The organism is Lewinella sp. LCG006, assembly GCF_040784935.1.
Classification (GTDB): Bacteria; Bacteroidota; Bacteroidia; order Chitinophagales; family Saprospiraceae; genus Lewinella.
Genome location: NZ_CP160680.1, coordinates 2,761,670 through 2,774,398, shown reverse-complemented (window position 1 = coordinate 2,774,398; position 12,729 = coordinate 2,761,670). Strand labels below are relative to the sequence as shown.

At 47.1% G+C, this 12,729-nt stretch carries 8 protein-coding genes; 7 read left to right on the top strand and 1 reads right to left on the bottom strand.

The features are described 5' to 3' along the window. Positions 1–128: 128 nt before the first annotated feature. The 5 genes from AB0L18_RS09815 to AB0L18_RS09795 all read left to right on the top strand — a co-directional run bounded on the left by AB0L18_RS09815 (position 129) and on the right by AB0L18_RS09795 (position 4,666). Entirely contained in the window at positions 129–818 is a 690-nt protein-coding gene (locus AB0L18_RS09815; protein WP_367392411.1) for a hypothetical protein, read from the top strand. A 197-nt stretch (positions 819–1,015) separates the two neighbouring features. Beyond that, the gene (gene modA, locus AB0L18_RS09810; protein ID WP_367392410.1) at positions 1,016–1,834 is read left to right on the top strand and encodes a molybdate ABC transporter substrate-binding protein; all 819 of its coding nucleotides are present in this window, start codon (positions 1,016–1,018) and stop codon (positions 1,832–1,834) included. Then, positions 1,831–2,505, top strand: a complete 675-nt coding sequence (modB, locus tag AB0L18_RS09805; protein WP_367392409.1) for a molybdate ABC transporter permease subunit — start codon at positions 1,831–1,833, stop codon at positions 2,503–2,505. The genes modA and modB overlap by 4 nt, the downstream gene beginning before the upstream one ends. Beyond that, a complete protein-coding gene (locus AB0L18_RS09800) occupies positions 2,502–3,377 on the top strand; it encodes an ATP-binding cassette domain-containing protein (protein ID WP_367392408.1) in 876 nt (291 codons plus the stop codon). Before modB ends, AB0L18_RS09800 begins: the two co-directional genes overlap by 4 nt. 461 nt (positions 3,378–3,838) lie before the next feature. Then, a complete protein-coding gene (locus AB0L18_RS09795) occupies positions 3,839–4,666 on the top strand; it encodes a M15 family metallopeptidase (RefSeq protein ID WP_367392407.1) in 828 nt (275 codons plus the stop codon). 609 nt (positions 4,667–5,275) lie between these two features. Here AB0L18_RS09795 and AB0L18_RS09790 read toward each other — a convergent pair. Beyond that, a complete protein-coding gene (locus AB0L18_RS09790; protein WP_367392406.1) occupies positions 5,276–6,706 on the bottom strand; it encodes a hypothetical protein in 1,431 nt (476 codons plus the stop codon). A 230-nt stretch (positions 6,707–6,936) separates the two neighbouring features. Here AB0L18_RS09790 and AB0L18_RS09785 point away from each other — a divergent pair, with 230 nt between their 5' ends. Next, the gene (locus AB0L18_RS09785; protein ID WP_367392405.1) at positions 6,937–8,931 is read left to right on the top strand and encodes a caspase domain-containing protein; all 1,995 of its coding nucleotides are present in this window, start codon (positions 6,937–6,939) and stop codon (positions 8,929–8,931) included. A gap of 25 nt (positions 8,932–8,956) precedes the next feature. Continuing rightward, positions 8,957–12,715 carry a caspase family protein gene (locus AB0L18_RS09780; RefSeq protein ID WP_367392404.1) on the top strand — a complete coding sequence of 1,253 codons (3,759 nt, stop codon included), beginning with the start codon at positions 8,957–8,959 and terminating at the stop codon, positions 12,713–12,715. Positions 12,716–12,729 lie beyond the last annotated feature (14 nt).

Genomic DNA, 12,729 nt, shown 5'->3' with positions numbered 1-12,729 from the left:
ATTTTCCGTTCCAAAAAGTAAGTATTAACAACTCTAATCGTAAAGGATATTTATAAAACCCTTACATTACAAATGTATTGCTTCTCTCTGATATAGAGAATGTGCTTTCTAAATTCAAAAAAACACATATGAAATCCATTAACTATTTTATCCTATTATTTTCTTGCATTTTTCCAGTTATGATAAATGCACAATCAGGTGGGGAGATCAAGAAAAACGAAATAGGTACAGATATTACTTCTCTGATAGAGAGAATTCTGAGCTTTAATCAGTCAGAATTTTCTACTCCATACTCCGCTACTTATCAGGTAACTTACAAGAGACACTTCAATAAGATGAGTTTAAGGACAGGAATAGGGGGCAATACAAGTTCAGCAGATGTAGACAACAATTTCTCTGAAGAGGTAATTAAAAGAACAAGTCAGAAAATAGACTACCGAATAGGAATAGAAAAAGGGATAGAGTTAAATCGGAGATGGGGTTTTTATTATGGCGTAGATTTCAGGCATTCGATTTCCAATACGCGAAACGATTCTTGGTTCAGCAACGGAGGATGGAGACATGGTTATGATAGAAAGGGTTCTGTACTTGGATTTTCACCACTATTTGGATTAGAGTTTAAAATTGGCGACAGAATAGCATTACAAACAGAAGCAAATTTCATTGCTTATTTTTCCAGAATTGAAAGCCAGCCTATAATCACACAAATTTCTGAAAACCCATCTTTTGAGAGGCCTTCATCGGATTTAGAAATCGCCAAAAGTAGCGGAACAACATTTAACGTCCCAAACTTCCTGGTCCTCACAGTAAAATTGTAGAGGTAGGGGTATTAATGATCAATTTCTACTGCGGGTATATCTCCTAACCTCCACCAAAAATCCCTCTACGGGCTTGAGTGTCGGCTGCATCCGCGCAAGGCATACTTATAGCAAAGTACAGCTTGGCTTGTATCACTATGCACACACAAAGCAAAAGCCGGAGTTATTCTCAGGAACCTAAGCTTGTGTTTATCCGAATGCCACAGAAAGCCTTACTTTTGGGCATGGAGTGCAAACAACTTTTTTCTACCGAGAAATTGCTGATTTTATGGAGCCTTGTTTTGCTCGTAGGTTGTGGTAAGCAGTCGACGGAGAAGCTGCATATCGCCACCGCTGCGAATATGCAGTTTGCTATGGAAGCACTGACCCAGGCATTTACTGAAAACACAGGTGTGGCTTGCGAAACGGTGCTCAGTTCTTCTGGAAAGCTGACGGCACAAATCCGGGAAGGTGCTCCTTTCGAGGTATTTGTTTCGGCGGATTTAAAATATCCTCAAGCTTTGGTGGATGCCCAAATGACGGAGGGACCAGTAAGTGTTTACGCTTATGGGCAGTTGGTTCTCTGGACACAAGTTCCTAATCTCGAACCTTCAATGTCCGTACTGACGCAGCCGGAAGTCCGCCATATCGCGATGGCAAATCCGAAGACAGCACCTTATGGAATTGCTGCGGAGCAGGTGCTCGCTTACTACCAGCTTACGGATAGCATAAAGCCCAAACTGGTGTTTGGCGAAAGCATCGCACAAACGAACCAGTTTATCATTTCCCAGGCCGCAGAAATTGGCTTTACCGCGCGGTCGGTGGTAGAAGCACCTGTTTTAAACGACAAAGGTCGATGGCTGGCCTTGCCTGAAGAAAGTTACGCGCCCATTGCGCAAGGCGCTGTGGTGTTGCACAACAACGGAAAGAACCTGGCACAAGCCCGCCAGTTTGTCGATTTTTTGCTTACAGAGCAAGCGCAAACTATTTTGCTTAAGTTTGGCTATTTAGTCCCTAACAGCAAACCAGAGCAATGATAGATTGGACGCCATTACTCCTCACTTTCAGGTTGGCCTTGATAACTACGCTACTCTTGCTTGTAGTGTCGATTCCTTTGGCGTACTGGTTGGCCTATTCCCGCAACCGTATCAAACCGGTTATTGAGGCCTTGGTGAGCATGCCCTTGGTGCTGCCACCTACCGTATTGGGGTTTTACTTGCTGGTAGCCTTTAGTCCAGCCAATGGGTTTGGCAGTTGGCTGGATGAACACCTGGGCTTACGACTGGTCTTTTCCTTTGAAGGTTTGGTACTCGCATCCATGCTTTACAGCCTGCCATTTATGGTACACCCTATTCAATCGGGACTGAGCAATTTGTCGCCTTCCTTAAAAGAGGCGGCCTACGTTTTGGGAAAATCACGCTGGACGACCCTCCGGCGCGTGCTTTTGCCCAACATCAAGCCCTCTTTATTAACCGGTATCGTGCTCGCTTTTGCGCATACGATTGGGGAATTTGGCGTTGTGCTGATGATTGGCGGCAACATTCCCGGGGTTACAAAAGTGGCCGCTATTGCTGTTTACGATGAGGTTGAATCCATGAATTACGCAGCAGCCAACAGCTATTCGTTGGTGCTTTTCCTCCTAACATTTCTTATTCTTTTACTGGTTTACCTGTTCAACGATGGGCACTTTAAACGTTTTTGGCTATGACCGAAATCCAGGTAAAGAAAAAACTCAATGGTGCCACTGGCGAGATGATCCTGGAGATCAACCTCCAGCTTGCTCCTCAGCAATTAATCGGCTTGTACGGCAAGTCTGGCGCAGGTAAAACCTCGCTGCTGAGAATATTAGCCGGCCTCTTTTCGCCCGACGAGGCTAAGGTTATTGTTAATGGCACGACCTGGATGGATACTAAAAACGGCGTTTTACTGCCTCCGCAAAAAAGGAAAGTAGGCCTGGTCTTTCAGGATTATGCGCTCTTCCCAAACATGACCGTACGCGAAAACCTCCTTTTCGCCCTTGAGAAAGGCCAGCCCCACAGGATGGTAGAAGAACTGATCGACCTCAGCGAACTAGGTGATCTTCAGCACCAACGTCCACTTAAACTATCAGGAGGTCAACAACAGCGGGTAGCCTTGGCACGCGCACTGGTACAACGCCCCGAACTACTGCTACTAGACGAGCCACTTTCGGCCCTGGATCAGGAGATGCGCGAAAAGCTGCAACAATACCTACTGAAGGTGCACCAGGCTTACGGCCTCACCACCATATTAATCAGCCATAACCAGGAGGAGATAGAAAAAATGGCTGACTGGGTGGTGGTCCTGGATGCGGGCAAAATAGTACAGCAAGGAAAAGCGGAAGATGTTTTTCAAAATGCTGAAGCACCAACTTCGATCACGCTAAAGGGCACAATCGTAAATATTGAGCCCTCTGTGAATGGCCACTGGCTGACCATTGAAAATGGCGATAACCGTTGGCGCATCCCTGCTGACGATCGACATGGTAATTATCGTATTGGCGAGGAAGTGACTTTGGATGTGGTGGCTACAAAAATGAACCATAGCAGTAAGCGGGAATAGTAGACTTGTTCTGATAGATCAGAGAAATCTCGTATCGGAGCGCAAAGCGTAGCCTGGAGCGCGACGCCAGGATGGCGTAAGGACGAGGAAGCAACAGCGACCGAATAGCCTGGTGCCGTAATGGTGTTTGCACAGCAAGACCAATACCGGCATGGCCCCAGATAACCTAAAAGAAAAGGAAATGTAACCTATGTACACAGCACCCTCAAGTGGGAGGGACCCAACCCACCGCCTGACGACCGGGGCGGCCTCCGTCCCATCTGAGACTAAAGGACGTGCGAAACACCTGCTCTGAAGGTTCAGAACAGCCTAACAACACGCAAAAAAACACATAAAATTTATCTTACTGCCTTCCAGAAATGTTTCGGGAAGGAGATTTTTAAAAAACCTTATTTTGTGGGCATCCAGAAGCAGTAAGTATTAGAGCTAATACGCTCACTAACCTTCTAAAACAGACCATCATGAAAACGTACTCTTCCGCTCTTTTGCTCCTCCTTTTTTGTCTTGCCTGTGGAAATAGTTCTTCCAAAGATTCGCAAGGTACCGCAACAGAAGAACCTACTCCAGAGGCAGTCACCGTTGCGGAAAAGAACGTGGCGATACCTGTAGACTCAACACTGGACATTGATTATCTCCGCGGGCGATTCGATCCTGCTACTCATCCCGATTTTACCAAGGTAGCACCAGCGCTGACGGATGGCGATGGCACTTATTATTTGCGTAAGGATACCTACACGGCGTTCCAGGCTATGCACGCGGCGGCGGCCAAGGAGGGTGTAAAACTGGTGATCATTTCCGCCACCCGCAACTTCGACCGCCAAAAAAGCATCTGGGAAGCCAAATGGAACGGCAACCGCCTGCTAGAAGGCCGCGAGAAGGCTCCTGAAGCTTATCCTATCCCCAAAGATCGTGCGCTCGCCATCTTGCGTTGGAGCTCTATGCCAGGCACCAGTCGCCACCACTGGGGAACCGACATGGATATCAACCAGCTTACCAACAGCTACTTTGAAAAAGGGGAAGGCCTGAAAGTGTACGAGTGGCTCACAGCTCACGCTCATGAGTTTGGTTTTTGTCAGCCCTATTCCCCAAAAGGGGCTGAACGACCAGATGGTTACAACGAAGAAAAGTGGCACTGGAGCTACGAACCCATCGCCCGACAACTCACAGACTTGGCAAGCACAGCACTGCAAGATGAGCAAATTGATGGCTTCGATGGTGCTGCTACCGCGGTAGAAATTGGAGTGGTAGAGAAATACGTTTTGGGCGTTAGCCAACAATGTAAAGAATAGCATTGTAAGAATTATCCAGATTTTTGTCAGAATTATCCAGATTCCACCGGGCTTTTATACGCACCTTTAGTGTGTGGAAAACTTCCAAGCTTATAGGAAAGCGTACGGATATTTGAGTAAGCATAAAATTTTATTCCCGTAAATACCCCCTAAAAAGTGCTTTACCACTTATCCAAGCAAAAGTACTTCCTGCCACTTGTAAAGTTCCACTTACCCCGATAGGCTTGAAAACGCCTGTTTACTCCCCTTAAATTGCTGGTATTCCGGTTGAGATACCGGGGCAAGTCTCCAGCATCAAACAACTATTGAGCGACTTATGCCCAAGTGTACCTGCTTGGCGCTGGTTGTGTTTTGCCCAAAATAAGCATTGATCCAATTTACTGACAAACCCGTATTACCATGCGTTATGAGAAAACCTTCCTTCACCGTTATCCGAAAAAAATCATCACTGATATTCCTGAAATCTGAGCTAGACTTTCGGCCAAGTCAGTAGTGGGACATGGCTTGCTTCGCACGCCTATGGTATAGGGTAAAGAGATAAGGAAAGACACCGGCGTCAACCCCCAAATAAGAGCGTGAAAGACCTAAGAGCATGTTTGGAGCTTGCTTCTAATCCCCCAAAAGATGGAGCAACCAGCTCTTGTTGTACAAGGTGTTGCGTTGCTCCATTTCTTTTCTTAGCTCGGGCTGGAGTTGAATAAACGAAGGTTCAAGTCGTGATTTCGCGATTCTTCTGGTGTAAAGCGCAAAATTTAGCAAGGCTTCTTTTTGCGCTTTACCTACCTTGTCATTGCGCCGTAGGTAACGCTCAAAAGCATCGATTTGTGCCAACACAAGATCGGTATGATCATTTCCCGCTCGGTCTGCCTCCACGAAAATCTTGATCAACAGTACCCTGGCTTGAATTTGATAATAGATGTTCAAAAAATTGACTTCTTGCAATAAGGTCGTAGCCTCCTCAGGTTGCTGGTTGGCGTAATGCCAAAGTGCCGTAGCTAGTGCCCTGGCATCTTTGCGGGTATGCATCGGTAGGTAATGCGCGTAATCTTCAATAAACTTTTGGCACCAGTCTCTTTCCTCTGCACGTAGCGCAATATTCACAATACTGATGTAAGTCATATCATTGAGGCGTTGGTGTTCCAAAAACAGCGCATGGGTAAGCCCCAATTGATACAGCTGTAGGTTTTCTAAAACAAAAGCCTGCTCGCCGCTATTGCCCTGCTTGATCGCATAGTTGATCAGGCTCTGAAGCAGGTATTGTTGCTGCTGACGATGAAAAGAGGAAAGGTTGTTTTCGAACAGTTTTTTTAGTTGATAATAAGCCGTTCTGTTCCCGGATTCCAGCAGATCAAGCATGGCTAGATAAGCTCCGGTCATCGGGTTATCCACTGGATAATCGGCAATACCCGCCCGAATTTCCGGCAACAGCCAAATGTTGTATTGCTCGTCGAGGGGTTTCTCCCGGGCCTTTACTTCACAGCTGAAAGATAGCTTATCCAACAGAAAACTGCGGTCGAGCTGTTGCATCGCTTCCTCGTATTCTGCTTTACTGAGGTTGAATTGATCGGTCTCAGGGTGGTTGAAATAAAGGCGATTCAGTTGAAATTTTTGGTAATAAAAATTAGCATTCCGGTAAGGCAGTCCATCCAGTGTCTGGTGTGCGTGAGCTATTTCTTTGGTAAAGACGGGGTAAGCAGAGGGGCGTTCGGCTAAAGCCCGCAGCAGTAATTGATCCTGCGTATGTTCCTCCTTTTCCAGCTGTAGGTATTGTAAATACTGCCTGAGCAAAGCCGTAAAAGCAGACATCAGATTGAGCAGTTTTTGGTGATCGTAGGAGCGATTGGGAAAAAGCTGCTGGAAGACTTTTTCTTTCTCCAATTTGGGGTGCTGGTAATCGGGGTGCCACTTGCGTAACAATAAATAAAGGTCTACAATCCTTGGATTGGCATTGTATATGGGAGATTTTAAAAAAGGTAGCAAGCGCTTGAGTTCTGCCTCATTCAAGAGCTGAAGGTGCTGAATAAGTTTGCTTTTGTGCATTTTTCACCCTTAATGGGAACTGATTTCGCAGGTAAATTTAATTTTTTATCCTTATTTATTTTAAAATAATTACCTGTTTATCAATTTATTGAACCCACATACTTTATTTATAAACATTATTATCCAGGAAAAATGTCTTCCTATTTTATGGTTTAGAATTCCTATTTTTATTACACCCGTTTTCCTAAAACCCTTAAACTATCCCGTATTCAAACCCTTTGCGATTACTTATGGCAACAATTCACATACCTCGTATTTTTGCGCTGTTGGTTGGTATCAATGACTATGCTGCCCCGATTCCTCGCCTGAAGGGTTGCCTTAACGATATTCGCAATGTGGAGAAATACCTCCGCAGCTATGTCCCTTCTGGCGCCCAAGTCGCAAAAGATGTCCACCATACGCCTTCCAACCTGGCGGTCACCCAAGAGGGGCCTTTGCACCTTTGTGTACTTGAAAACCAAGCTGCAACCTATAACAATATTATCAACGCTTTTCGAGAGCATTTGCATCACGCTGGCGCTGATGATGTCGTTTGGTTCCACTTCAGTGGCCACGGAACGGAAGACTATACCGCAAAAGAATTCAGGGATACCCTGGAACCCAATGGCAAAGACCAAAACCTGGTGTGCTATGCCAAAAATCCTGAGCAAGAACGTTTTTTACTGGCGGATAAAGAGTTGGCCGTCCTGTTGCACGAAGTTGCTCATCATGATACGAAGGCCAGTCCGCCTCACATGGTCGTCTCGTTGGATTGCTGTCATGCTGGATCAGGCACCAGGGATTCCACTTGGGAACTTACCGAAATCACCGAAAGAACCGTTAGCCTCCAGCGTTTTGGCACCTGGGAAGAAGCCGAGGCTACCGGTGCGCTACGAGAACTGAGCAGCTATCTGGATGGTCATTTTGAGAAAAACCCCATCACCCTTCCCTTATCGCAGCACATCCTTTTTTCCGCTTGCACCAGTATCCAGACGGCAGGTGATACTCCCACCGGAGGGATTTTCACCCAAAGCCTGATAGAAGCCCTAACTACTGCCAATGGGCCATTGAACTACGCTGACCTTTTCGTGCGCACGCGCGCTACCGTACAGCGAGCTCGCAAAGAACAGTTGCCTCAATTTGAAACCATCGGCGGATTTGATCCTTACCGCCAGTTTTTGAATGGGAAACCATACGGCACACCTGATCTTTTCGAATTCTTCCAGGAAGGGGATCACTGGATGATCAAGTGTGGCGCTATTCATGGCATCCCCGTACGGCCTAAAGCGCCCATCACGGTAGAGATAAAATCCTTCGGGCCCGAAGGCAAAATTCTGGGTACGGGGCAGCTAACTTCCGTTGGTGCCCAAAAAAGCCAAGTAGCCTTGTCTGCCTCGCTGGCCTTGGACGCTGAAACGCTCTACCAGGCAAAAATCACTTATCTACCTTTGCCGGCTTTACAGGTCGGCCTCACGGGGGAAGCGCAACCCATTGAAGAAATCATCCAACACTGGCAATCCTCTCTGGGGATTCAATGGGTAACAGCAACAGATGCGGTAAAAGAAGCTGACTTAGTGGTAAAGGTCAATCCTGAGCATTATCAAATCACTGACCAGCGAACTCAAAAACAAGTGTATTCGTTGGAACGAACCGTAGATAACGCTCCTCAACTGGTAGTAAGCAGTTTAGGCAAAATAGTCCGCTGGGAACGGATACTGGCTTTGACTAACGAAAAATCGCGGATTCGCAATCGGGTTGCCCTGGAAATGGAGGTGCTGCTCAATCAAAACAAAAAACAGAAAATCGTTGGAAACACAGTAGTACTTGATACCGCCAGCACCGATTTTATCAAACACCAAAATGCCCAAGTTGCTGGTTTCTTACCACAGGTCGTGATCAAAAACACCAAGCAGCAACTGTATTGTTATCTCTTACATTTGCGCAGTGACTACAGCATTTCTGCCTACGAGGGAGGAGCTGTTTTTCGTCCCGATGAATATCCAGGTCAACAAGAAGTCGTCTTCCCTCTGCTGAAAGAACCCAAAGGCTGGGGCTTGGGTCCTGAAGACAAAACCGCCTGCTCTTACTTTAAACTCTTCGTGACCACCGAAGAGCTGGATTACCAGCAATTGCTCCAAAGTGGGCTCGGTGGTGATCGTGCTGCCAACTGGAACTGGAAACCGATTGGTGTGAGCGATGAATGGTGTACCCACACCATGGAAATCCTATTGACCACAGGCATTTAAAACTGGAATAATTTAAAAAATCATTATGTCCACCGAACCCCCTATCCAACTTCCCTTCAGCACCAGTCACGCCTTCATCGTGGGCATCAATGATTACCAGCACCTCAGTCCGCTGAGTACGGCGGTGAATGATGCCAGGGTACTCGCTGAGCGACTCGCCGACCAGCATAACTTCACCGTGCATACGCCTTTGCTTAATGCTACCCATCAGTCGTTGCGCAAGCTACTGACAGAAGATATCCCCAAGCTGGTGGGGCCTGACGACCGCGTCCTCTTCTACTTTGCCGGCCACGGCATCGCGCTGGATGGCGAAGAAGGCCCCAACGGCTACCTCGTGGCGGCCGATACCCGCCCCGGGCAAGAGAATACCCTGATTCCTATGCAGGTGCTGCACGATGCACTCACGGGATTGCCCTGTCGGCATGGCTTGCTGATCCTGGATTGTTGTTTCTCCGGTGCCTTCAAGTGGTCCTCCGGTTTTCGGGATGTGATCTTTGATTTGCCCAAAGTCATCTATGAAGAACGCTTCTGGCGCTATTGTAAAGACCCGGCCTGGCAGGTGATCACCTCCTCGGCGCACGATCAGAAAGCCGTGGATATTCTTACCAACCAGAGCCTGGGGCTGCGCGAAGAAGGTAAAAGCAAGCATTCTCCCTTTGCAGCATCGTTGCTCAAAGCACTGGCTGGCGATGCCGACATCATCCCTGCCGGCACTGGCGATGGGATCATTACCGCAACGGAGTTGTACGCTTATTTACGGAACACCGTAGAAAACGCTACCACCGAAAACGCTAAGCGGCAAAGCCCTGCTATCTTCAACCTCAAGCGGCACGACAAGGGGGAGTTTATTTTTCTCCACCCCAATCACCGTTTCAACCTACCTCCTACGCCGGATCGCAACCCTTTTATGGGTTTGGCTTCTTACAATGAGGAAGATGCCAATCTCTTTTACGGCCGCGACCGGGTGGTGGCAGCACTCCTGGAAAAGGTGAAAGCGAATTCCTTCACCGTGGTCAGTGGTGCTTCTGGCACCGGCAAAAGTTCCGTCATCAAGGCTGGGGTTCTCCCTCAATTGCGTAAAGCTGGGCGTACGATTCTCCCAATTATCCGTCCCGGCAAGGAACCCATGCAGACCATTGCCACCGAGCTGCCCGATATGGAGCAGCAGCTCAAAAATGGTGCCCCTGTATTGGTCATCGACCAGTATGAAGAGCTGATCACACAATGCTTGAATAAGGAAGAACGCGTGGCCTTTGAGAAACAAATCGCCCAGTGGTTGCAACAATACCCAGCGTTGGATATCATCCTGAGTGTCCGTTCAGATTTTGAACCCCAGTTCGAGAGTGAAGTGCTGGCTCCCTGGTGGGCCAAGGGGCGTTATGTGGTTCCCGTTTTTAGTTTGGAAGAAATACGGGAGGTTATTACCCGGCCGGCCGCCCAAGCCGTACTTTTTTACGAACCGGAAGATCTGGTGGAGCAGCTTAGCGAAGAGGTAAGCCAGGCTCCTGGGGCTTTGCCCTTGCTTTCTTTCACCTTGAGTGAATTGTACCATGCCTACCTGAAAAGTGGCCGGGTAGATCGCGCATTGGCCCAAGAAGATTATCTCAAGCTAGGTGGCGTTATCGGTGCCTTGCGTACCCGTGCTGATGCCGAGTACGAATCGCTCAACCCCGATGAGCAAAGCAGTATGCGCAAGCTGATGCTGAGGATGGTATCGCTGGAAGGTGGCGAGCTGGCCGGCAAGCGGGTGTACAGCGAGGAGCTTCAGTTTAATGACACTAATGAAACCGCTCGCCTGCAAACGATTGCCCGGCGCTTAGTGGACGCACGCCTACTGCTACAAGGCACCGATGGGCAAGGGCGCGCTTACATTGAGCCCGCCCACGATGCCCTGGTACGCGCCTGGGGGCGGTTGTGGGAGTGGGTGAAAACTACCGGTGAGGAAAACATCACCCTCCAATATAAGCTCAGTCAGGCCGTCAACGACTATAAGGAACTCGCGGCTAAGGAACCTAAAAAAGCACGCAATCTGCTCTGGACAAACAATCCTCGCCTGGATTTACTCAAAGCAGCATTGAGTACTAAAAACCATAACCTAAATGCGCAAGAAGAAATATTCGTCCGCGACAGTATCAAAAGACGAACAGCCCGCCAGCGGACGAGTTGGGGTATTGCGATAGGTGTGATGGCTGGATTACTGATACTGTTTTTGTTTGCCAATAATCAGCGCCAAGAAGCAATTAGAAATGAAGGCATCGCCAAAGATCAAACTAAATTAGCCGAAGCAAAAACCAAAGAAGTCCAAGACAGTGCAAAAGTAGCAGCCAGACAACGACTACGAGCCAATGAAGAGGCAGCCAAAGCTATTTCGAACAGTTTGGCTAGCCGTTCCATCTTGGCGGAACAAACAGATCCTACAGCCGCGCTTCGTATCGCTGAATTGGCTTTGAAGTACGACTCCACCAACACCAACGCGCTTGGGGCTTTGTTGACCGCTTATTACCGGGAAGATTTCCCTTCAACGGAGTATTTCTACACTATGAATACTCCTCTTACACCAGATAACTCAAGCGTGGAGAATAATCGAGAAATACTAGCAACGAACGCTGGTGAGCTTGCCAATCTTATTAGAGGTTTTTCTAAAATACCTCAAGAGCAAAACCCCAGTACCATTTCTCCCGATGCGAAGTATCTATTAATGGGTATGCCTCCAAATATAGAAGGATACAATGAATATACTATTTCAATTCTAGGCCAAGGGTGCCCAATCGATAATATAGAAAACCACTTATATTTTAATAGCTATGTTTTGGATCATCGTGGAGACCGGAATAAGGGGATGAGGTTTTATCCACGTGCTTTTTCACACAACAGCCGCCAAGTATTGGTGCCCAATGATAATCGGGTAGAGCTACTAAATGTCCTAAAAGATTGCAAGCTAAAGTTCGCTCGTGCCTTGTCAGGCCCAGCCTCAATACGTTGGGCGGTTTTCCAAGGAAATGACAATCGTATCATAGGGCAATCCCTGAGTGGGGAATATTACTCCTGGAACCTGGATAATAAAATAACGACGATAGCTGACGACAGCGGTAATATCTTCGACAAGATCATTCACCGGATATATGCCAACCCACAAGGGAGTGAATTTATCTTTATTTGGGCAGAATACGGTGCTTCTCTTGATGATACGCGTATAGATATTACTGCTGAAAGAAGAGACAATAAAGGGAACCCAATTGATCCTGAAGGAAATCGATCCTGGGTATTCTCACAAAAAGACCACATCATTAAGTCTAACCAAGGGACCATCATTGATTTAAACAATTACCTCGAATTTTTCAAAACGGACGAATACACTTTCCCTACAGAAAGCGGAGAAGAAAAGTATAAAGTCACATTTGAAAAAAGCAATAACGATATTCATGTTATCAGTTTGGTCAGTGGCAAAAAGCTGGTTTTAAAAGGCCATCTGGAAAAACCCTACAGTGTATCCTTTGATCCTAATCGGAGGTTTATCGTCAGTTCTTCTTTAGGCGAAATTAAATTTTGGGATTGGCGAGGTTATAATTTTTACAGCACAAATTTTGGCGGCAAAACGCAGATCTTAGCCGATGGAAAAACCCTTTGCCTTTGGGAAGAAGACAGGGAAAAAGAACAAACCTTTCCCTTCCATGCAGTCAGGCTCTTAGATATTGACCCCGTAAGCATTTTGAACAAAGTAAATGCTGAGGGTATACATCAACTTAATGGAATGGACAGATTAAAATACGGTGTTGGTTATTAACTATTAAACCCATT